The organism is Roseibium sp. R5 (genome assembly GCF_055755305.1).
Map to the genome: position 1 here is coordinate 3,072,009 of NZ_CM146910.1, position 21,887 is coordinate 3,093,895.

Below are 21,887 nucleotides of genomic sequence, written 5' to 3' on the forward strand. Positions count from 1 at the left end.
CTTTTAGGGCGGCGGTCAGGGAAGTGTTTCAATGTCCATTCGTCATCCGTTTCCGCAAGAAGAACTCGCCCGGCGTGTCGCCCGAGCCTGCGCGGCTTTGTCCGTCAACGAATTGGACGGTATACTGATTTCGGTGCCCGAAAGCATCTATTGGCTGACAGGTTTGGACCATTGGGGTTTTTTTGCCGCCCATGTGTTGGTGCTGAACGCCGATGGCAAAATGGCGCTGGTTTGCCGGGCCATGGAGCAGATCACCATCGACAACCAGGTACGCAATGCGACCTTTTATGGTCACAAGGATCACGAAGAGCTGTCCGATCATGTCCTCAAGGCTATGGACGACCTCGGGCTGAAGGGCGGCAGGGTCGGGATCGAAAAGCGCAGCTTATTTCTAACGCCTCGCCACGCGGAACGGATCCAGGAAGCGGACGCCGACTGGATCGACGCATCCGGCATCATTGATGATTTACGGCAGGTGAAGTCGCCGCTGGAAATGGAGTACACCCGCAAGGCCGCCCGGGCCGTCGATCTCGGTACGCTGGCGGCCATCGAGGCGGTCCGTGACGGAGCAAGCGACTATGAAATCGCGGCGGCCTATCACCACAAAATGATCCTGGAAGGCAGTGAATATCCGGGCTTTGGTCCGTTTATCCGGCCGACGACCCGCCTGGGTGAGGAGCATACGACGTGGCGCGGAGATACATTTGCCAATGGCGATGCCGTATTTCTAGAAACCTGCGCGGCTTACCGGAAATACCAGGCCCCCATGGGACGGCTGGTTTATGTGGGCAGCGCTCCAGCGGGCGCTGAGAAGTCTGCCGAGCTTGCCATAGAGGGTATGCAGGCCATCTGCGCTGCTGTGAAGCCTGGTGGTAAGGCCGGTGATGCGTATGCGGCATGGCGTGAAGTCGCCGCTTCTGCGGGGTTGCACGACTACGAACGCCACCATTGCGGCTATATGGTCGGCATCGGCTTTCCGCCGAGCTGGACCGGTGGGTCAATGGTGACTTCGCTGTTTCCCGGGTCGGACAGGGTTCTGGAAACCGGCATGGTGTTTCACGCGCACAGCTGGTTCACGAATACCCGTGTTGTTGACTACTTCATTTCCAATACCGTTCTGCTAACCGAATTCGGTGCGGAAATCCTGACCAATCAGACACCAGAGACCCTGATGATACGCTGATCCTTCGCCGAAACTCAGGCGAAAATGCCTGTGCCAGACAAGTGAGAAAGAAGAAATGAAACCGCTTCAAAAGCCGACGTTGACCGGGATATGTGACCAAATGGCCAGTCACGATTGGACGGAAGCTGAACTCGACGAACTGGTTGATCCGAAGCTGGGCATCATTACGGGTTTTCAGGAACTGCTGGAGGATCTGGACGTGCTTCGCCAGGTCGATTTGGGGGCGACGCCTCCGGCGCTTTCCGTGCAGAAACGATAACGTGCATGTCCGATACTATCGCATTTCAGGATATCCGGTCTCTCAAGGCCTTGATGAATGCCGGCGAGATCACGCCGAGCGAACTGGTTGCGATGTTTGCTGAACGTATCTCGCGACACAATGACGTGTCTAAGGCCTTTATTACTTTGACGTTGGATGCGGCCGCCGCGCAGGCCGCAGTTCTCACGCGCGAGGATCTTGCTGAATCGCCCATAGCAGGCATTCCCTACGCCTGTAAGGATCTGTTCGACGTCAAAGACGTGCTGACAACGGCAGGATCTCGGGTTCTTCACGATCGGATCGCGGCGGAGGATGCCTTTGCGGTGGCGTGCCTGCGCAATGCCGGAGCGTTGAACCTGGGAAAGACCAATCTCCACGAATTTGCTTATGGTGCGACCGGCGAAAACGAGGTCTACGGAACCTGCGTCAACGCTTATGACACCACTCGGCTCGCAGGTGGATCTTCCAGCGGATCGGCTGCAGCCATTGCCTTCGGTCTCGTCCCGGCGGCTCTTGGCACCGATACGGGCGGTTCGGTCCGTGCGCCTGCGGTTCTCAACGGACTGGTGGGACTGAAACCGACCATCGGCCGTGTCCCGACAAGTGGCCTTGTCCCTTATTGCTGGACGTTGGACCATGTTGGCCTGATGACCCGCACGATTGCTGATTGCGCCGACATCCTCGGTCTTGTCGCTGGTCATGATCCGCGAGACCCGGCGTCGGTCAACCTCCCTATGGAGAATTATGCGGAAGCGCTGGGGCAGGACATTTCGGGGCTTCGGATAGGCATTCCAGCCAATTTCTTCTTTGAACGGAGCGATCCGGAAATTCTGGAGACCTTGGAGCGGGTCAAGGCGTTCCTGGTGGCCCAGGGAGCCGAACTGATGCCTATCACCTTTCCGGATATGGAGCACACCCGCACAGTGTCGCTGACGGTACAGTTGCCGGAAGCTTTGAGCGCGCATTCCGCGCACCTTCAGGAGCGAGGCGAACTTTATGGCAAGGACTTCAGAGCCGGATTGGCGCTCGGACAGTGTTTGCTCGCTGAACACTATGTAAAAGCCAAGCGGTTTATCGAACGCTACCGCCAGCAGACCACGGCGCTGTTTGACGACGTCGATCTGATCCTGACACCGGCAACACCAGAAATCGCCCAGAAAATCGGCACGGTCATGGTCACCCGCGACGGCGTTGATGAGGCTATAGGCAATGCGATCACACGGTTCACAACGTTCTTTAACATGACCGGACATCCGGCCCTGACCATGCCTTGCGGCCTGCATTCTGAAGGATTGCCGATAGGCTTGCAGCTTGTCGGCCGGTATTTCGACGAAAAGAGCCTTTTCCGTGTCGCGCACGTGATTGAACGGCATGATGCCTTTTCGATCCCCTTGCCGAAGGTGGAAAGCTGACATGCCGACAAAATTCATGCCGAGGATCTGGAAACTACCATGACGCGATTTTCTGCCTGGAGTGTGTTTTGGAATGGGGTCACTGGTCAAAAAGGGTGGGGGCGCCAATGGCGCGACCCTGAACCGAAGCCGTATTACGACATCGCCATTGTCGGCGGCGGCTTGCATGGGCTGGCAACTGCCTACTACCTGGCTGCCAATCATGGCCTCAAAAACATTGCTGTCTTGGAAAAGGGCTGGCTGGGCGGTGGTAACGCAGGACGCAACACGACCATCGTGCGGTCAAATTATGCGCGGCCAGGTAATCGCGAGTTCTACGAGCATTCCCTGAAGCTGTGGGAAAACCTCTCTCACGAGCTGAACTACAATGTGATGTTCAGTCAGCGTTCCCATATTGCGCTTCTGCACAGCCCCGGTGCCATCGATGCGGCTGCCCGAAACTACAACACCATGCGCCTGACCGGGACACCGGATGCGGAAATCTGGGACCTTCCAACACTGAAACGCGCTGTTCCGCATTTGAATTACTCCAAGACCGCGCGTTTTCCGATCATGGGCGCTGCGGTGCAAAAGCGCGCGGGTACTGCCCGCCACGATGCGGTTGCGTGGGGGTATGCCAGAGGGGCCGATGCGCGCGGCGTGGATATAATTCAACAGTGCGAAGTTCGAGGGATCACACGCGACGGCGACAGCGTTAGCACGCTCGAGACCTCACGCGGACCGATCCGAGCAGGCAAGGTGGCATTCGCGGTGGCCGGAAGCACTTCACGATTGTGGAACATGGCGGGCTTGGGAAAGTTGCCGATCGAATCCCACAAGCTGCAGGCCTTTGTCTCCGAACCGATAAAACCGCTGCTGGACCAGGTCGTGGTGTTCGGAATTGGCGGCGCCCACTTCTATATCTCGCAGTCGGACAAGGGCGGCATGGTCTTCGGTGGAGATCTGGACTGGTACAAGTCTTACGCCCAGCGGGGCAATCTGCCAATTGTTCAGGACGTCTCGGAAGCCGCCATGTCTATTCTGCCCTGTCTGGGCCGTGTAAAACTGTTGCGGCACTGGTCTGGACTGGTCGACATGTCCATGGACGGTACGCACTTCATCTGCAAAACACCGCTCGCCAATCTCTACCTGAACGCGGGCTGGAACTACGGCGGCTTCAAGGCCACTCCGGCGTCCGGGTGGTATTTTGCCGATCTGATCGCCAACGACCGGCCACACGAGCAGATCAGAAACTTTGATTTGAAGCGCTTTGAACGCGGTCTGCAGATCGATGAACGGGGCGCCGGTCCCGATCCGAAGCTACACGGATAACGAGGCCACAATGATCAGAATCCCTTGTCCCTTTTGCGGCACACGCGACCACAGCGAATTCACCTATGGCGGTGACGGTTCCATCGAGTATCCGGCGCTTGATGCGCCCATGGAAGCCTGGCACGACGCTGTTTTCCTGCGGGACAACATCTGTGGTGTGCAATTGGAAACCTGGCAGCATGTTCACGGTTGCCGGATGTGGTTGCTTGTCGAGCGCGACACGCTCACTCATGAGATCCACAGCGTCCGTCCGGCGCATCCGGGCCTTGCTGCAATGTTTGAAACCGATCAGGAGGCCGGGGAATGACGGCGTGTCGTCTGGATAAAGGCGGCCGGATAGACCGGTCTGCACCAGTGGACTTCACCTGGGACGGCAACACACTGTCCGGTTATGCCGGGGATACGCTCGCTTCTGCCTTGATGGCAAATGGCGAACGCGTTCTCGGTCGCAGCTTCAAGTATCATCGTCCGCGCGGGATCATGTCGGCGGGCGTTGAGGAATCCGGGGCTATCGTCACCGTGGGAGAAGGCGCTCGCCGGGAGCCGAACGTCAGAGCAACGGTGCAGGAGCTGTACGACGGATTGTGCGCCAGCGGCCAAAATGCCTGGCCGAATGTCCGTTTTGATCTTGGGGCAGTGAACGGATTGTTTTCCAGGTTCTTCGCCGCCGGGTTCTACTACAAAACTTTCATGGGCTTGCCTCCCTTTGAATGGGGACATGGAACAGGTCTCTGGATGCAGTATGAAAAGCTGATCCGCAAAGCTGCTGGCATGGGCGCCGCCTCCCGCGAACCGGATCCGGATTGTTATGATCATGTCCATGCATTTTGTGATGTTTTGGTCGTCGGATCGGGCCCGGCAGGCCTTCAGGCTGCATTAACTGCTGCACAGGCAGGGCGCGACGTATTGTTGGTGGAGCAGGACTTCGAGCTTGGCGGCGACTACCTGAATGACCCCGGTGCCGAGATGCAACGGTTGGAGCTCATCAATGCGGTCAAGGGTGCTGGTGTTCGGGTGATGACCCGCACGACAGCTTTTGGTTTGTATGATCACGGCGTCGCAGGTCTTCTGGAGAAGGTGACCGACCATCTGGCCAACCCCGATCCGCAAAAGCCGCGCCAAAGGTTTTGGACCGTGCGGGCGGGCGCAACCATCTTGGCGACCGGCGCGCTGGAACGCTCCTTCGCCTTTGAAAACAACGATCACCCTGGTGTCATGACGGCAGCCGCCGCACGAAGTTACCTGAACCGCTATGGCATCCTGCCTGGGCAAAAGATTGTCATTTCCACCACAAATGACAGTGTCTACGCGGCTGCTGCGGAGCTGGCCGCTGCAGGTGCTGAAGTAATCGTCGCCGACATCCGTGAAGAAGCCGGTGTCGGTCTTCCAGACGGGGTCACGATTCTCAAGGGTGTAGCTCCGTTGAAAGTCTTGGGGCGCTCCGGTGTTAAGGGCGTTGATCTAGCCAAACATACGAATGGTTCCTGGGTTCAAGCGGGTAAGGAGACCTGCGATCTGCTCCTCGTGTCCGGTGGCTGGTCTCCGGTTGTGAATCTCTCTTCCCATCGCGGCGCCAAGCCAGTTTGGAATGCTGAACAGGCTTGTTTTCTTCCTGGGACAACAAGTGAACCGATCTTCCATGCAGGGTCTTCCGCAGGTATCTGGGACCGTGAGGATTGCGAGGTGTCGGGCCAACGCGCCGCGCGTCAGGCTATCGGCGAAAACAAAAAAAGCTCACAGCTGGGTGGTTGGAAAACACCTATCCGGCCGCTGTACGAGGTCCGTCTCCCGAACCAGCAGACCAAGGCCTTTGTCGATTTCCAGCACGACGTCACCGGCGACGATGTCCGCTTGGCACACCAGGAAGGGTTTGTCTCCGTCGAACATTTGAAGCGTTACACAACCCTCGGGATGGCAACGGACCAGGGCAAAATGGGCAATGTGATTGGCCTTGCGCTGATGGCCGATGAGCTTGGCAAGGACATCCCCGATGTTGGGACTACACGCTTCCGCCCGCCCTATACCTCGGTCGCAATTGGCGCGCTTGCGGGTCGTAATGTGGCAGCGCACTTCAAACCGCTGCGTCGGACCCCGCTCCATGACTGGAATTTGCGCCATGGAGCGACCATGACCGAGGCTGGGCTTTGGCACCGGCCCTGGTACTTTGCACGTAACGGCGAGGGCATTGATGAGGCGTATGTCCGCGAGGCCGCCACTGTCCGCAAGTCTGTCGGCATTTGTGATGTGAGCTCACTCGGCAAGATCGCGGTTCAGGGGCCGGATGCAGCCGAATTCTTGAACCGGGTGTACAGCAACGGTTTTGCCAAACTGCCAGTGGGCAAGGCGCGCTATGGCATCATGCTGCGCGACGACGGCATGGTGATGGATGACGGCACAACCTGGCGGCTCGCGGACACCGAATTTCTGACGACGACCACGACAACCAACGCCGGCAAGGTGATGGTCTGGTTTGACGAGCTGCTGCAAACGCGCTGGTCCGATCTGAAGGTCCATGTCAGCTCCGTTTCCGACCAATGGGCGGGTGTATCCATTGCCGGACCAAAATCCCGCGAGACGATTGCCGCCTGCCTGGAACACGGCGCTGATATTTCCAATGAAGCGCTGCCGTTCATGGGCGTTTCAAGAGTTGCGCTGTCAGGTGGCGTTGAGGCCTTGATTGCACGGATAAGTTTTTCGGGGGAACTGGCCTACGAGCTTTATGTGCAAGCCGGTTACGGTGACGCAATGATGGATCTCCTATGGCACGCTGCGGAAACTCGTGGAGGCTGCCTCTATGGGCTGGAGGCGCTGGGTACGCTGCGCATAGAAAAGGGCCACGTCACCGGCGCCGAACTGGATGGCCGCGTAACCATTGACGATACCGGCCTCGGCAAGATGGCGTCGACAAAAAAGCCATTTATTGGTAGCGCCTTGCGTCAAAGGCCGGAACTCCTGCGGGAGGACCGCCCACAACTGGTCGGCATCTTCCCAAAGGACAGGAGACAGCGGTTTAAGGGCGGATCGTTGCTATGCGATGCAGATACCGTCACTGGGTTCGGGGAGGGCTGGGTTACAGGCGTGACCCATTCACCCGCACTGGGGCACTGGATTGGTATCGGCTATATCTCTGGCGGTGCAGAGGCCTGGAAAGAGAGGCCAGCCGTTGCCGCCGATCCGGTTCGCTCAGGAAATGTTGACGTTGAAATCGTGTCGCCGCACATGTTCGATCCCACGGGAGAAAGAATGCATGGCTGAGTGGAGATCCGCTTTGAAGGGGCAACCGTCGCTTGGAAAGGTCGGGACAAGCGATTGGAGTGGCGTAACCTTTTCAGAAGTAACAAGGGTTTCGCTGCTCCAGATTGCTGCCTGGCCTGAAGCCTGGAAGTCTGTCGGGGCAGAGGCCGCGCGTTTGGCGGGCACCGAAACCGCGCCTGGCCCGGGAATGATGGCACAGGGGGCGGAGGGAACGCTCTTGCAGATCGAACCGCTAAAGTGGTGGCTGATCAGCAGGGATTACCGTCAAAACCGCGCATCCCTGGCGATCAAAGATGGGGTGGTTCTCGACCTGTCATCGTCGAGGACTTGGATAAAACTAAGCGGCCCCAACGCAACCCATTTGTTAAATCACTTCCTGCCGCTCAATTTGTCTGACACGGCGTTTCCGGCGGGCTCCGTTGCATCCAGCGCCTTTCACCATATCGGGATCACGCTGTGGCGAGATGAGACTGGGTTCAACCTGTTATTCCCGCGCAGCTTCGCAGTTTCGCTCTGGGTACAGTTGACGGACAGTGCCGCCCAATATGGTTATGTGGTTATCTGATAGGTAAGCGGTGTCCAGATCTTCTCATAGGACCCATGGGCCTTTGTTTAGGTTCCGGGTCTTTTCAGATTATTGGTTGTCCCACGGGCTCATTCCCGACCGCGGGATTCAAAGACACGTGGCGTTTTTCAAACCGTGTCATCTTCATGTTCATCATTATGTTTGTCCGGGAAGAGCGTTGCTTATGACGGTTGATGACGAGCGCTTACGACATCGGGGCTATCCGGAACTCGTTGGAATTTCGAACCGAAGACAGCATTTGACAGCTCTGATAGGCTATTTTTTAGATGAAAAATGGGAAGGAGAATAACCGCTCAGCACATTCAAAATCTGCTTACACAGTGCTTATACAAGCTAGCTGAAGCTGAGGAGGGATACGCTAAGTTGTTTATAAAAATGGTGCCGGCAGCAGGATTCGAACCCGCGACCCCGAGATTACAAATCACGTGCTCTACCAACTGAGCTATACCGGCGCTGGGGAGGGCTTCTACCAGAAACCGGTTGGATGTCTAGAGGGGGCGATACATTTTTTGATTTTCACAGCAAATTTGTTTCTAAGTCGCCGATATTGCATGCGAAAAGCCGATGCCCTTGTGGAAAACATTTTGGCCTTTTCGTCGTTGCTGACTAGACCACTTTTGCTAACGCACAAGTCGGTGCGGATACCGTAATCACTTACGATGCGAACAATACGATTACCCTTGAAAACGTTGCGTTGTCGTCTTTGGGGGCGGATGATTTTGCGTTTGTTTGATCTCAGGTGATGACCGGGGCAGGCGGGTGCGTCTGCCCTTTTTGCCATAAGCCTTATCGTTTCAAGGATTGGAATATGCGGGCAAATCAGCACTGGTAATATGAGTAAAATACTCATAATTATTGGCGGAACAATTTCAAAAAAGGAAGGCCGCCATGTATCTCGCGATGAATCGGTTTGCAGTGAAAAAGGGCCAGGAGGAGGCTTTTGAGGCTGTATGGAAAGGCCGGGAGACCCGTCTTCACGAGCTGGATGGTTTTAAGAGCTTTCATTTGCTGAAAGGCTCGGAAGCCGAGGACGGTCAAACCGTTTTGTATGCGTCGCATACGATCTGGAACAGCAAAGAGGACTTTCTCGCCTGGACCAAATCTGAACAATTTCGGGATGCGCATAAAAATGCTGGCAGTAACAAGGATCTGTATGCCGGCCCGCCAAAATTTGAAGGCTTTGAGGCGGTGAGTGGGGCCTAAAGCCCCATCTTCTGGCGCGCCACATAAAGTGAGAGTACGGCAGCGTTGGACACATTCAGCGAGCGGATTTCGCCCGGCATGTCGAGCCTGGCCAGGAGACCGCAAGCTTCCCGCACGCCTTGTCGCACGCCTTTCCCTTCCGATCCGAGAACCAGAACGGTCTTTTCGGTGAAGTCGGTGTCTTCAAGGCTCGCCGGGCCATCGCTGTCGAGCGCGATGCAGCCAAAGCCTTGCTCCTTCATCTCTGTTATGAAGCGGGCCATGTTCTTCACCCGCACATGCTTGATCATGTCGAGTGCGCCTGAGGCGGATTTGGCCAGCACCGGGCCTTCCTCCGGAGCGTGGCGTTCCGTGGTCACAACGGCGTCGGCATCCAGAGCGACGGCAGAGCGCAGGATCGCACCGACATTATGCGGATCGGTGACCTGATCGAGGGCCAGAATCAGCCGGGCGCCTTTTAAGTGTTCCGCGCCATAAGCGGGTAGGGGATCAGCCTCAAGGATCATGCCCTGGTGGACGGCGTCCTTGGTGACCATCCGGTCCAGTTCCTTGGGGCGCTTGTCCTCAACCGGAACATCAATAACAACGCCCCGCTCCTGCAGACGGTTCTTTGCATTCTCCGTTGCATAGAGTTTGAGGCGTTTGCGATCCTTATTGGCAAAGGCTGCTTCCACCGTGTGGAGGCCATAAAGCAAGACGGGGCCTTCCGGAGGCAATCCGGGACGCCGTGGTCCCGGTTTGCCCTTGGATTTAGAAAAGCGGCCGTGGGCGTTGCCGGACCCGTGGCGCTGAGTTTTCCATGCAGGTTTTTTATCGTCGGTCATCCCGCATGCTCTAGCCCCAATCAGCGTGCAGGGGAAGAGGCTGCAGGATTGGGAAAGATCATGCAGCTAACCGTCGCATGGGCAATCAGCTTGCCGCGGGCATCTTTCAACTCACCTTCAGATGTTGCCAGCCGGGAGCCGCGATGAACAATGCGTCCTTCGCACGTGACTTCCCCGCTGCCTGGCATGAGGGGGCGGACCATATTCACGGTCAAGGATGTGGTTGTGTAGAACTCGCCAGGTTCCAGGCAGGTGTGAACTGCGCAACTGAGAGCACTGTCCAGGATCGTTGAAATCCAACCGCCATGAATCGTACCAAGCGGATTGAGGAATTGCTTTTCCGGCTGGCCGACGAAGACCGCACGCCCGTGATCAAATTCCTTCAAACGGATATTGGATTGAAGCATGATCGGGGGAGCTGGCAGCTGACCATCGAGCATCAGCTTGAAAACATCCATTCCGGAGATACCCGCCACCTGCTCCTTCGGCAGGGCGTCGAACTGATAGGTTTTGCCGTTTTCCGTTACGGTTTGCGGGGTGCTCATGGAAGTGTCCTTAAAAGAATGGTTTTTGGGGATCCGGTTATTTACGAAGACGCCCCGTCCGGCGGCGCGGCAGGCTGTTTGGCAACGGTTGTTTCGAGTGCACGAACGGTCTTTCTCAGGCTCGACAAATGACCGCGAATGGCATCTGCCGTTACCGCGCCGAGCTCGTGTGTCAGGTCGCGCTGGGCCTGTTCCCAGGCAGCATGTACTTCTGCGGTCAGAGTGACGCCCCTTTGGGTGAGGCGTGGTGTTACCTTTCGGCCGCCAAGCTTGTGCCGTTCAATCAAGCCGGCGGCCTCTAATGGCTTTAGGTTGCGGGCAAGGGTCGAGCGGTCAATTCCAAGGTACCGGGCGATGTCGGAGGAGGAGAGATCGTCACCGCTGGCAATAACCGCCATGAGCTGCGCCTGCGTGATCTCCAAACCAAGAGGCGCGAGGTAGCGGTTGAAATGGCGGGTCAGCAGATTGGCCGTCCGGCGGACCGAATGGCCAAGGCACAGGCGGCCCATTTCATGAAAATCGATATCGTCGAGTGAGTTGCTCATATGTTGTAGCTACAACATAATGGCGCTTGCTGCAATGATCCTGTTGTGCCTCGCCGTGTAACTCTCTGTGAGATACTCCCCAAATTGGGTTAGCTGCAGCGCAGGTCCTCGTACGACACCATCACGTGCTCGCGGAAAACGCTGCGTTCGGTGAGCTGGTGAAAATAGCGGTGCAAACGGGGCAGATCCGCGCGGTCGATATCGATATCGAAGTACCGATAGAGAATGTGGCCGAACTGGATGTCCGCCAATGTGAAGTCAGGACCAGCAAGATAGGCATGGTTCGTCAGCTGCAACTCTGCGATTTCGAGTTTGGATTCAAGAGCCGCTATTGCCTTTCGGATCTGGTTCCAGTCCTGGGCTTCCGGAGGTGTGCGGACCACCCGCCAGAAAACCGGAGCCGTAAACGCCATTGCGATGTTGATCTTGGACCACTCCGCCCACACGTCGACCCGGGCGCGGCCTTGCGGTGGCTTCGGCCAAAAGCTATCGGGTCCGTATATGTCGGCCAGATATCTCATGATGGCTCCGGTCTCCCAGATTGGCGGGCCGTCTGCGTCTTGAAGAACGGGGATCGTCTGGTTTGGATTTAGCCGCTTGAAGTCTTCAGTATTGGTTCCCCCGAACCTGTGCCCGATATCGGCTCTCTAATACTCCACGCCGAGCTCTCCGACGCACCACATGAGTGCTTGAACATTGGACGATGTTTTGCGGCCCCACACCTTCAGCATCCGTTTGCCTCCAATTTCATAGAATCCGAAACGGCGCTCTCATGCCGCCGGTCGAATATGTCAGGGAATGAACGGCGCTGCGAAGAATGAAGAGCCGAATTGGCCGGAAAAAGTTGTCCACAGGGTAGGGGCTTGTTGTAACTGAGATCACGAGAAAGCGGCGAAATCCTTGGAGGTTTCGCTCCGTTTGAGGTCATAATGATCCAAGAATGGCAAGCGGTTATGGCGCGCTTGGGTCCAAGGTTTTCGGTCCCGGGTTGATTTTGTTCGTTTCTTTTCAAAATCGGCGTTGACAGGTCAGGTCCGCATCTGCATAACACGCGCCACGGGATTGCTCGCCCCTTCCGGGCGGGCTCTTCGGTTAAGCCATCCTGATCGCTTCGGCGTGAAGCAGGACGAGATGGAGGAGTGCCCGAGTGGCTAAAGGGGACGGACTGTAAATCCGTTGGCTATGCCTACGTTGGTTCGAATCCAACCTCCTCCACCATCGTCTCGTTTCCTCGTTGTGCGGGTGTAGCTCAATGGTAGAGCAGCAGCCTTCCAAGCTGACGACGAGGGTTCGATTCCCTTCACCCGCTCCATCATGGGCCTGATCGGAGTGTCCGGAACGGAAGGCTCTTTCGCCCGGAAATCCTGAAAAGTTCTTATGGGAAGTTGTTTGCCGCTTGGGCTCTGTTCAAGGCGTCAATCAGCGGCCCGCGCGAGCCTTATCGACTGAACCGAGTACTGGACAGAGAGCGACGCCGATGGCGAAGGAAAAGTTTGAGCGCAACAAGCCGCACGTCAACATTGGCACGATTGGCCACGTTGACCACGGCAAGACGACGCTGACCGCTGCAATCACGATGACGCTGGCTGAAGCTGGCGGTGCGACTGCAAAAGCATATGACGAGATTGACGGCGCGCCTGAAGAAAAGGCACGCGGCATCACCATCTCCACGGCGCACGTTGAGTATGAGACGGAAAACCGTCACTACGCTCACGTTGATTGCCCTGGCCACGCCGACTACGTGAAGAACATGATCACCGGTGCTGCCCAGATGGACGGCGCGATCCTTGTTTGTTCTGCAGCTGACGGCCCGATGCCGCAGACCCGTGAGCACATCCTGCTTGCGCGTCAGGTTGGCGTTCCGGCACTTGTCGTGTTCATGAACAAGGTTGACCAGGTCGACGACGAAGAGCTTCTCGAGCTCGTCGAAATGGAAATCCGTGAACTGCTGTCTTCCTATGAGTTCCCGGGCGACGACATTCCGATCGTCAAGGGTTCTGCTCTGGCAGCTGTTGAAGACCGCGATGCAGCCATTGGCCGTGACGCAATCCGTGAGCTGATGGCTGCTGTTGACGACTACATCCCGACGCCTGAGCGTCCGAAGGATCAGCCGTTCCTGATGCCGATCGAAGACGTGTTCTCGATCTCTGGCCGCGGTACTGTTGTGACCGGCCGTGTTGAGCGTGGCATCGTCAAGGTGGGTGAAGAGGTCGAGATCGTCGGCATCAAGGACACCACCAAGACAACGGTTACCGGCGTTGAAATGTTCCGCAAGCTGCTGGACAGCGGTGAAGCAGGCGACAACATCGGTGCTCTGATCCGCGGCGTTGGCCGTGAAGATGTTGAGCGTGGCCAGGTTCTTTGTAAGCCGGGTTCTGTGACCCCGCACACGAAGTTCAAGGCAGAAGCCTACATCCTGACGAAGGAAGAGGGTGGCCGTCACACGCCGTTCTTCACCAACTACCGTCCGCAGTTCTACTTCCGTACGACGGATGTGACCGGTGTGGTTTCTCTGCCGGAAGGCACGGAAATGGTGATGCCTGGCGACAACGTCTCTGTTGACGTTGAGCTGATCGTGCCGATCGCCATGGAAGACGGTCTGCGCTTCGCGATCCGCGAAGGTGGCCGCACCGTCGGCGCCGGCGTCGTCGCCTCTATCATCGAATAAGATGAGTTTTTGATTGCCGGGCTTCGGCCCGGCAGTCTTGTCTTCAAATCACTTGATTACCATGTGTTTGAAGCGTATCAGGAGCTGGTCCCTAAAAAGGGCCATCTGAAGGGGTATAGCTCAGCTGGTAGAGCGACGGTCTCCAAAACCGTAGGTCGCGGGTTCGAACCCTGCTGCCCCTGCCACTTTTGCTCTTGATTAATTGGCCTCGAGGGCTTAAAGAGTTTCCTCGAGTGAGGCGCGCAGAGTTTTCTGCGCGCCCACTCGTATTTAACGGACCGGAATCGGAATGGCGAAGACCAATCCCTTTAAATTCATCCAAGAAGTGCGCTCCGAAACGTCCAAGGTGACGTGGCCGACGCGCAAGGAGACAGCTGTGACCACCGTTATGGTGTTCATCATGGTGATGATCGCATCGATTTTCTTTCTCGTTGCGGATCAGCTGATGAGCCTTGGCATCGGTTACATTCTCGGGGTTGGCGGTTAATCAGCCGCTGGTCTGTCTAAAGACAAGAACAACAAACGGAACTGAGATCTATGGCCAAGCGCTGGTACATTGTGCACGCCTATTCGAATTTCGAGAAGAAGGTCGCCGAGTCCATTCGCGAAAAGGCTGAGCAGAAAGGGTTGTCCGATCTGTTCGAGGAAATTCTGGTTCCTATGGAAAAGGTAGTGGAAGTGCGCCGCGGCCGGAAAGTCGACGCTGAGCGCAAGTTCTTCCCAGGTTATGTCCTTGTGAAAATGGATATGACCAATGAGGCGTTCCACTTGATCAAGGATACGCCGAAAGTGACTGGCTTTTTGGGTGCGGATCAAAAGCCGATGCCGATCCCGGAAAAAGAAGCTTTGCGGATTATCAATCAAGTTCAAGAGGGCGTTGACCGGCCGAAGCCGTCCGTCAGCTTTGAAGTTGGTGAGCAGGTTCGCGTTTCTGACGGTCCGTTTGCCTCTTTCTCTGGTCTTGTCGAAGAAGTCGACGATGAGCGGGCGCGCCTCAAGGTTGCTGTGTCCATCTTCGGCCGGGCAACACCAGTTGAATTGGAATTCGGTCAGGTCGACAAGCTCTGACTGTTTGCCGCCCCGCGGGGCGGCGTGAGTGCCGGACGTGAATTGTCCGGAATTAAGTCGGTGGCAGGTTCATGCACTCTTCGCCGGGTGCTTTAACGGGCCACACCACCAACTCCCAGGTGGTCAAATTGCCGTTTGGCCATGCATGATTGGAGAAAACTATGGCGAAGAAGATCGAAGGCTTCCTGAAGCTTCAGGTGCCGGCAGGCTCTGCGACCCCGTCCCCGCCCATCGGGCCGGCACTTGGTCAGCGCGGTCTAAACATCATGGAATTCTGTAAAGCGTTCAACGCGCAGACCCAGGATGTTGAAAAGGGTGCTCCGTGCCCGACTGTGATCACATACTACACCGACAAATCCTTCACCTTCGAAGTGAAGACGGCTCCGGTTTCCTTCTTCCTGAAGAAGGCTGCGAAGCTGCAGAAGGGTTCCCAGACTCCGGGCCGCGGTACGGTTGGTTCCGTATCCAAGGAGCAGGTCAAGGAAATCGCGGAAGCGAAAATGAAGGACCTGAACGCCAACGACATCGACGCAGCAATGCTGATGGTTGAAGGCTCCGCCCGCTCCATGGGCCTTGAGGTAACGGAGTAAGATCATGGCGAAGGTTGGAAAACGTATTTCTGCAGCACGTGAAGGCATCGACCGGAACAAGCTGTACTCCCTGAACGAAGCCATCAGCCTCGTTAAGGGTCGCTCCAAGACCAAGTTCGACGAAACTGTCGAAGTTGCGATCAACCTTGGCGTTGACCCGCGCCACGCTGACCAGATGGTCCGCGGTGTGTGCGTTCTGCCGAACGGCACCGGTAAGAGCGTCAAGGTTGCTGTGTTTGCACGCGGCGACAAGGCTGAAGAAGCAAAAGCTGCTGGTGCAGACATTGTTGGCGCAGAAGAGCTGGTTCAGGAAGTTCAGGGCGGTAAGATCGATTTCGATACCGTCATTGCAACCCCGGACATGATGCCGCTGGTCGGTCGTCTCGGTAAGGTTCTCGGCCCACGCGGCATGATGCCGAACCCAAAAGTCGGCACCGTGACCCCGGACGTCACCAAGGCTGTGAACGATGCAAAAGGCGGTGCTGTTCAGTTCCGCGTTGAGAAGGCCGGTATCGTCCACGCTGGTGTTGGCAAAGTGTCGTTCTCTGAAGACAAGATCTCGGAGAACATCAAGGCCCTGCTCGACGCTGTTCAAAAAGCTAAGCCGACTGGCGCAAAAGGCACCTACATGAAGCGTGTCGCCGTGTCCTCCACCATGGGCCCGGGCGTTAAGGTCGACCTCGCGAGCGTTGCTGGCGAATAATCCGGTCATACCGGATTGAACAAGAATTTCAGCCCTTGGGCTGAATAGATCCGGCGGTTCGCCGCCGGATTGCCCTGTCCGAGACTGCAGGTGCCGGGAGACCGGCTTAAGCCGTAACAGGCCTGCATAGATGGGTGAGAACCGAATTCTCCGCGACAAGCGGGCAACCGGTTCGAACCAGACCTTGCCGACACTTTTTGAGTGCAGGTGAGGGGACAGGACCCTGAGCGTCGTCTTTGCAGGCGGTTCCGGGTTCGGGACCACCGCACAGGCGGCAAGGTAAACCGGTGGCGATTTTCGCCATCAAATGGAGAAGGCAAGTGGAAAGAGCGGAAAAGCAAGAGTTCGTGACATCCTTCAACGCCGAGCTGGCTGACACCGGCGTCGTTGTCGTCGCGCACTATGCAGGTCTTTCGGTTGCACAGATGACGGCCCTGCGGTCGTCCGTACGTGAAGCCGGCGGTTCTGTAAAAGTCGCAAAAAACCGCCTTGTGAAACTCGCCCTCAAAGGCACTGACCTTGAGCACATCTCCGACCTGCTCCAGGGCCCGACCGTACTCGTCTATTCCGACGACCCGGTTGCAGCACCGAAAGCAGCTGTCGAATTCGCCAAGGCCAACGCTCAGTTGGAAATCCTTGGTGGTGCTCTTGGAACGACTAACCTGAACCCGGAAGGGGTCAAGTCTCTGGCAACAATGCCGTCGCTCGACGAGCTGCGTGCAAAGCTGGTTGGCATGATCCAGACCCCGGCATCGCGCATCGCACAGGTTGTCAACGCACCGGCCGGGCAGCTCGCCCGCGTCTTCGGCGCGTACGCCAAGAAGGACGAGGCCGCATAAGGCGCCCCAAAACACTGTCTAATGAACCCAGATACTGGTTCGAACTGAAGGTAATGAAAAATGGCTGATCTTGAAAAGCTCGTAGAAGAACTGTCCGCACTGACCGTTATGGAAGCTGCTGAACTGTCCAAGCTTCTGGAAGAGAAGTGGGGCGTTTCTGCTGCTGCTCCGGTTGCAGTTGCTGCTGCTGCTGGTGGTGGCGATGCAGGTGCTGCTGCTGAAGAGAAGACAGAATTCGACGTCATCCTGGCTTCTGCTGGTGACAAGAAAATCAACGTCATCAAAGAAGTCCGCGCAATCACCGGTCTTGGCCTGAAAGAAGCTAAAGAGCTCGTCGAAGGTGCTCCGAAAGCTGTCAAGGAAGGCGTTGCCAAGGACGAAGCTGAAGAGCTGAAGAAGAAGCTGGAAGAAGCTGGTGCTTCTGTCGAGCTGAAGTAATTAAGGCGGAAACGCCTTATACGGTCCCGGGGTTGCCCGGGACCGCTTTTCGCCCCGGCGGGTCTGACCCGTTTCCGGGGCAAACGTCCCACTAGGGGCCTGTTTTGCCTGATGAGTACGCAGGCAGGGTCCCTGGATCCAAAGTCCGATCAATTCTTCTCATGTGCACAGAAGATTGATCTTGTTTGGTGGACGGTTTTCCGAAGCGCCCGGGCAGAGGCCCGATTGGACAAGGGGCGTTTCGGGAAGCCGTTTTCCGGCCGATACGAGGAGCGACAATGACCCAAACGTTCAACGGTCGCAAAAAGGTCCGCAAATATTTCGGATCTATCCGCGATGTCGCGGCGATGCCCAATCTCATCGAGGTTCAGAAAGCCTCTTACGACCAATTCCTTCAGGTCGATGAGATGCCGGGTGGCGGCCGCAAAGATGAAGGCCTTGAAGCGGTCTTCCAGTCCGTATTTCCAATCTCCGATTTTGCGGGCACTTCCCTTCTGGAATTTGTTTCCTACGAATTTGAAGCTCCAAAATACGACGTAGATGAGTGCCGCCAGCGCGACATGACCTATGCAGCTCCGCTGAAGGTTACCCTGCGCCTCATCGTGTTCGACGTCGACGAAGATACCGGCGCAAAGTCCGTCAAAGACATCAAGGAACAAGATGTCTACATGGGCGACATGCCGTTCATGACAGACAACGGTACGTTCATTGTGAACGGCACCGAACGCGTGATCGTGTCCCAGATGCACCGTTCCCCGGGCGTATTCTTTGATCACGACAAGGGCAAGACCCATTCTTCCGGTAAACTGTTGTTTGCCGCACGCGTGATCCCGTACCGGGGTTCCTGGCTCGACATCGAGTTCGATGCCAAGGACATCGTCCATGCGCGCATCGACCGCCGCCGGAAAATCCCGGTGACTTCGCTGTTAATGGCACTTGGCCTGGACGGTGAGGAAATCCTCAACACGTTCTACAAACAGGTTGAGTACACCCGTCAGAAAGACGCTTCCTGGCGCATGCCGTTTGACGGCGAGCGCCTGAAGGGCACAAAAGCCTCTTATGACCTGATCGATGCCGACAGCGGCGATGTCGTTGTGGAAGGTGGCCGCAAGATCACTGCCCGCACGATCAAGCAGCTGGCTGAAAAGGGTGTCACCGCACTTAAAGTGACTGACGAAGACCTCCATGGCCAGTATCTGGCAGAGGACATCGTGGACATGAAGACCGGTGAAATCTACGCAGAGGCAGGTGAAGAGATCACCGGCAAATTGCTGGAAGAACTGGTTGACCGCGGTTACCACGACCTGACCATTCTTGACATCGACCATGTCAACACCGGCCCGTACATCCGCAATACGCTGAACGTCGACAAGAACGAGTCCCGCGAAGACGCGTTGTTCGACATCTACCGTGTAATGCGTCCGGGTGAACCGCCCACCATTGACACGGCCGAAGCGATGTTCCAGTCGCTCTTCTTTGACGATGAGCGCTATGATCTGTCCGCTGTTGGCCGCGTGAAGATGAACATGCGTCTGGATGTGGATGCGGAAGACACCGTTCGTGTTCTGCGCAAGGAAGACATCCTGGAAGTCATCCGGGTTCTTCTGGAGCTGCGCGACGGTAAGGGCGACATCGACGACATCGACAACCTGGGCAACCGCCGTGTTCGCTCTGTTGGCGAGTTGATGGAAAATCAGTACCGCGTCGGTCTTCTGCGTATGGAACGTGCGATCAAGGAGCGGATGAGCTCTGTCGAGATCGACACTGTTATGCCGCAGGATCTGATCAACGCGAAACCGGCTGCAGCTGCCGTTCGTGAATTCTTCGGCTCCTCGCAGCTGTCGCAGTTCATGGATCAGACCAACCCTCTGTCGGAAGTCACTCACAAGCGCCGCCTGTCGGCTCTTGGACCGGGCGGCTTGACCCGTGAGCGTGCAGGCTTCGAAGTCCGCGACGTTCACCCGACGCACTACGGCCGTATCTGCCCGATTGAGACCCCGGAAGGTCCGAACATCGGTCTGATCAACTCTCTCGCAACGTTCGCCCGTGTGAACAAGTACGGCTTCATCGAGAGCCCGTACCGCAAGGTGAAAGACGGCGTTGTAACCAACGAAGTCGTCTATCTATCTGCCATGGAAGAAGCGAAACACTATGTTGCGCAGTCCAACGCCGAATATGACGACGAAGGTCGGTTCACAACCGAGCTGATCACCTGCCGTCACGCTGGTGAAAACATGATGGTTCCGTCCGACAAGGTCGACCTCATGGACGTGTCGCCGAAGCAGCTCGTGTCGGTTGCGGCATCGCTTATTCCGTTCCTGGAAAACGATGATGCGAACCGCGCACTCATGGGCTCGAACATGATGCGTCAGGCCGTGCCGCTGGTACGTGCCGAGGCACCGTTCGTTGGTACCGGTATGGAGTCTGTCGTGGCCCGGGATTCCGGTGCGGCGATCGGTGCCCGCCGGGCAGGTGTTGTTGACCAGGTCGATGCGACTCGTATCGTTATCCGGGCAACTGAAGAGCTGGATCCGGGCCGGTCAGGTGTCGACATCTACCGCCTTCAGAAGTACCAGCGTTCCAACCAGAACACCTGCATCAACCAGCGTCCGCTGGTCCGCGTTGGTGATCGCGTCCACAAAGGCGATATCATCGCCGACGGTCCGTCCACCGATCTCGGTGATCTGGCACTCGGCCGGAACGTGCTCGTCGCGTTCATGCCGTGGAACGGCTACAACTTCGAGGATTCCATCCTTCTGTCCGAGCGCATCGTGTCTGACGATGTCTTCACCTCCATCCACCTCGAAGAGTTTGAGGTGATGGCCCGTGATACCAAGCTTGGCCCGGAAGAAATCACCCGCGATATTCCGAACGTTTCTGAAGAAGCGCTGAAGAATCTCGACGAGGCAGGTATCGTGTACATCGGTGCCGAGCTTCATCCGGGCGACATCCTTGTCGGCAAGATCACACCGAAGGGCGAAAGCCCGATGACGCCGGAAGAAAAACTTCTGCGCGCCATCTTCGGTGAAAAAGCCTCTGACGTCCGTGACACGTCCCTGCGCTTGCCGCCGGGTGTTTCCGGGACCGTCGTTGAAGTTCGTGTTTTCAACCGCCACGGCGTTGAAAAAGACGAACGCGCGATGGCGATCGAGCGTGAAGAAATCGAACGTCTTGCAAAAGACCGTGACGACGAGCAGGCAATCCTTGACCGCAACGTCTATGGCCGTCTGGCCGAGATGCTGATGGACAAGACTGCAGTTGCTGGTCCGAAGGGCTTCAAGAAGGACACTTTACTGACCGGGGACGTCCTCAACGACTTCCCGCGCTCGCAGTGGTGGCAGTTTGCCACCGACGACGAGAAGTTCATGTCCGAGATCGAAGCTCTGCGCGGTCAGTATGACGACAGCCGGAAGCGTCTCGAGCAGCGGTTCATCGACAAGGTCGAGAAACTGCAGCGCGGCGATGAACTGCCGCCAGGCGTCATGAAGATGGTCAAGGTCTTCGTTGCCGTGAAGCGCAAGCTTCAGCCGGGCGACAAGATGGCTGGCCGTCACGGTAACAAGGGCGTGGTCTCCAAGATCAACCCGTGTGAAGACATGCCGTTCCTGGAAGATGGCACGCACGTCGACATCGTTCTCAATCCGCTCGGCGTTCCGTCGCGCATGAACGTTGGCCAGATCCTTGAAACCCATATGGGTTGGGCCTGCCGCGGAATGGGCTTGCGCATCGGCGAAATGTACGATGAGTACCGCAAGACCGGTGAGATCGATAAGCTTCGTGGCAAGGTCATCGAGATCTACGGCGACAACATGAAGGGTGATGCGGTCAAGGAGTTTGACGACGAAGGTGTCCTGAAACTGGCCGAGCAGCTGAAGAAGGGCGTGTCCATCGCGACGCCGGTCTTCGACGGTGCCCGTGAGCCTGACGTTGTTGATGCGCTGAAGATCGCGGACTTCGACACCAGCGGTCAGTCGACTCTGTTTGACGGCCGGACCGGTGAAGAGTTCGACCGCAAGGTGACGGTGGGCTATATCTATATGCTCAAGCTTCACCACTTGGTCGACGACAAGATCCACGCCCGCTCGATTGGTCCGTACTCGCTCGTCACCCAGCAGCCGCTTGGTGGTAAGGCGCAGTTCGGTGGCCAGCGCTTCGGGGAAATGGAGGTCTGGGCGCTTGAAGCTTACGGTGCAGCTTACACGCTGCAGGAAATGCTCACGGTCAAGTCGGATGACGTTGCCGGACGTACGAAGGTTTATGAGGCCATCGTTCGCGGTGACGACACCTTCGAGGCGGGTATTCCGGAAAGCTTCAACGTGCTTGTGAAGGAAATGCGGTCCCTGGGTCTCAACGTTGAACTTCAACGGACTGACGCACCCATGATTGGCGAGGAAGAAACTGCAGACGCTGCAGAATAACCCCGCCAACGGACCCCTTTAGACTGAAATGCCGGTTTGG

At 56.8% G+C, this 21,887-nt stretch carries 20 protein-coding genes, 4 tRNA genes and 1 pseudogene; 19 read left to right on the plus strand and 6 right to left on the minus strand.

Annotated elements, in window-relative coordinates:
* Positions 1-31 precede the first annotated feature (31 nt).
* Genes AC0J4F_RS14360 through AC0J4F_RS14390 form a run of 7 tightly spaced genes read left to right on the plus strand, consistent with a single transcriptional unit; the run spans position 32 to position 7,985 of the window.
* Positions 32-1,183, plus strand: a complete 1,152-nt coding sequence (locus AC0J4F_RS14360; protein ID WP_473023822.1) for a M24 family metallopeptidase — start codon at positions 32-34, stop codon at positions 1,181-1,183.
* Between the two features lie 55 nt (positions 1,184-1,238).
* Positions 1,239-1,442 carry a hypothetical protein gene (locus AC0J4F_RS14365; RefSeq protein WP_155189772.1) on the plus strand — a complete coding sequence of 68 codons (204 nt, stop codon included), beginning with the start codon at positions 1,239-1,241 and terminating at the stop codon, positions 1,440-1,442.
* 5 nt (positions 1,443-1,447) lie between these two features.
* Positions 1,448-2,854, plus strand: a complete 1,407-nt coding sequence (locus AC0J4F_RS14370; protein ID WP_473023823.1) for an amidase — start codon at positions 1,448-1,450, stop codon at positions 2,852-2,854.
* 39 nt (positions 2,855-2,893) lie between these two features.
* A complete protein-coding gene (locus AC0J4F_RS14375; protein WP_473023824.1) occupies positions 2,894-4,165 on the plus strand; it encodes a sarcosine oxidase subunit beta family protein in 1,272 nt (423 codons plus the stop codon).
* Between the two features lie 10 nt (positions 4,166-4,175).
* Positions 4,176-4,472 (plus strand): sarcosine oxidase subunit delta, encoded by a 297-nt coding sequence (locus AC0J4F_RS14380; protein ID WP_473023825.1) that lies wholly within the window; start codon positions 4,176-4,178, stop codon positions 4,470-4,472.
* Positions 4,469-7,420, plus strand: coding sequence for a sarcosine oxidase subunit alpha family protein (locus AC0J4F_RS14385; protein ID WP_473023826.1), 2,952 nt, complete (start codon positions 4,469-4,471; stop codon positions 7,418-7,420). Before AC0J4F_RS14380 ends, AC0J4F_RS14385 begins: the two co-directional genes overlap by 4 nt.
* Positions 7,413-7,985 (plus strand): sarcosine oxidase subunit gamma, encoded by a 573-nt coding sequence (locus tag AC0J4F_RS14390; protein WP_473023827.1) that lies wholly within the window; start codon positions 7,413-7,415, stop codon positions 7,983-7,985. Before AC0J4F_RS14385 ends, AC0J4F_RS14390 begins: the two co-directional genes overlap by 8 nt.
* Positions 7,986-8,382: 397 nt before the next feature.
* Here AC0J4F_RS14390 and AC0J4F_RS14395 read toward each other — a convergent pair.
* Positions 8,383-8,458, minus strand: a tRNA-Thr gene (locus AC0J4F_RS14395).
* Positions 8,459-8,894: 436 nt separating this feature from the next.
* On the opposite strand from AC0J4F_RS14395, the gene hmuQ reads away from it, so the two are divergent.
* Entirely contained in the window at positions 8,895-9,209 is a 315-nt protein-coding gene (gene hmuQ / locus AC0J4F_RS14400; RefSeq protein WP_473023828.1) for a heme-degrading protein HmuQ, read from the plus strand.
* Here hmuQ and AC0J4F_RS14405 read toward each other — a convergent pair.
* The 5 genes and pseudogenes from AC0J4F_RS14405 to AC0J4F_RS14425 all read right to left on the minus strand — a co-directional run.
* The gene (locus tag AC0J4F_RS14405) at positions 9,206-10,033 is read right to left on the minus strand and encodes a TrmH family RNA methyltransferase (protein ID WP_473023829.1); all 828 of its coding nucleotides are present in this window, start codon (positions 10,031-10,033) and stop codon (positions 9,206-9,208) included. The two genes, hmuQ and AC0J4F_RS14405, sit on opposite strands and share 4 nt — an antisense overlap.
* A gap of 20 nt (positions 10,034-10,053) precedes the next feature.
* A complete protein-coding gene (locus AC0J4F_RS14410) occupies positions 10,054-10,578 on the minus strand; it encodes a PaaI family thioesterase (RefSeq protein ID WP_473023830.1) in 525 nt (174 codons plus the stop codon).
* 41 nt (positions 10,579-10,619) lie between these two features.
* Entirely contained in the window at positions 10,620-11,123 is a 504-nt protein-coding gene (locus tag AC0J4F_RS14415) for a MarR family winged helix-turn-helix transcriptional regulator (RefSeq protein WP_473023831.1), read from the minus strand.
* A gap of 89 nt (positions 11,124-11,212) precedes the next feature.
* On the minus strand, positions 11,213-11,644 hold the full coding sequence (locus AC0J4F_RS14420) for a glutathione binding-like protein (protein WP_473023832.1): 432 nt from the start codon (positions 11,642-11,644) through the stop codon (positions 11,213-11,215).
* Between the two features lie 27 nt (positions 11,645-11,671).
* Positions 11,672-11,761, minus strand: a pseudogene (locus tag AC0J4F_RS14425) (thioredoxin domain-containing protein); the annotation flags it as partial.
* 495 nt (positions 11,762-12,256) lie between these two features.
* Between AC0J4F_RS14425 and AC0J4F_RS14430 the strand changes: the two are divergent.
* The 11 genes from AC0J4F_RS14430 to rpoB all read left to right on the plus strand — a co-directional run bounded on the left by AC0J4F_RS14430 (position 12,257) and on the right by rpoB (position 21,847).
* A tRNA-Tyr gene (locus tag AC0J4F_RS14430) sits at positions 12,257-12,341 on the plus strand.
* Between the two features lie 20 nt (positions 12,342-12,361).
* A tRNA-Gly gene (locus tag AC0J4F_RS14435) sits at positions 12,362-12,435 on the plus strand.
* A gap of 165 nt (positions 12,436-12,600) precedes the next feature.
* The gene (gene tuf, locus AC0J4F_RS14440) at positions 12,601-13,791 is read left to right on the plus strand and encodes an elongation factor Tu (protein WP_133946844.1); all 1,191 of its coding nucleotides are present in this window, start codon (positions 12,601-12,603) and stop codon (positions 13,789-13,791) included.
* Positions 13,792-13,900: 109 nt separating this feature from the next.
* Positions 13,901-13,976, plus strand: a tRNA-Trp gene (locus AC0J4F_RS14445).
* A 104-nt stretch (positions 13,977-14,080) separates the two neighbouring features.
* Positions 14,081-14,278, plus strand: a complete 198-nt coding sequence (secE, locus tag AC0J4F_RS14450) for a preprotein translocase subunit SecE (RefSeq protein ID WP_040450750.1) — start codon at positions 14,081-14,083, stop codon at positions 14,276-14,278.
* A 50-nt stretch (positions 14,279-14,328) separates the two neighbouring features.
* The gene (gene nusG / locus AC0J4F_RS14455; RefSeq protein ID WP_133946845.1) at positions 14,329-14,859 is read left to right on the plus strand and encodes a transcription termination/antitermination protein NusG; all 531 of its coding nucleotides are present in this window, start codon (positions 14,329-14,331) and stop codon (positions 14,857-14,859) included.
* A 161-nt stretch (positions 14,860-15,020) separates the two neighbouring features.
* Positions 15,021-15,449, plus strand: a complete 429-nt coding sequence (rplK, locus tag AC0J4F_RS14460; RefSeq protein WP_473023833.1) for a 50S ribosomal protein L11 — start codon at positions 15,021-15,023, stop codon at positions 15,447-15,449.
* Positions 15,450-15,453: 4 nt separating this feature from the next.
* On the plus strand, positions 15,454-16,152 hold the full coding sequence (gene rplA, locus AC0J4F_RS14465) for a 50S ribosomal protein L1 (protein ID WP_133946847.1): 699 nt from the start codon (positions 15,454-15,456) through the stop codon (positions 16,150-16,152).
* A gap of 320 nt (positions 16,153-16,472) precedes the next feature.
* Positions 16,473-16,991: a 50S ribosomal protein L10 gene (rplJ, locus tag AC0J4F_RS14470; protein ID WP_133946848.1), complete on the plus strand. Its 519-nt coding sequence runs from the start codon at positions 16,473-16,475 to the stop codon at positions 16,989-16,991.
* Positions 16,992-17,051: 60 nt separating this feature from the next.
* On the plus strand, positions 17,052-17,429 hold the full coding sequence (gene rplL, locus AC0J4F_RS14475) for a 50S ribosomal protein L7/L12 (protein WP_133946849.1): 378 nt from the start codon (positions 17,052-17,054) through the stop codon (positions 17,427-17,429).
* Positions 17,430-17,707: 278 nt separating this feature from the next.
* Positions 17,708-21,847: a DNA-directed RNA polymerase subunit beta gene (gene rpoB / locus AC0J4F_RS14480; protein WP_473023834.1), complete on the plus strand. Its 4,140-nt coding sequence runs from the start codon at positions 17,708-17,710 to the stop codon at positions 21,845-21,847.
* Positions 21,848-21,887 lie beyond the last annotated feature (40 nt).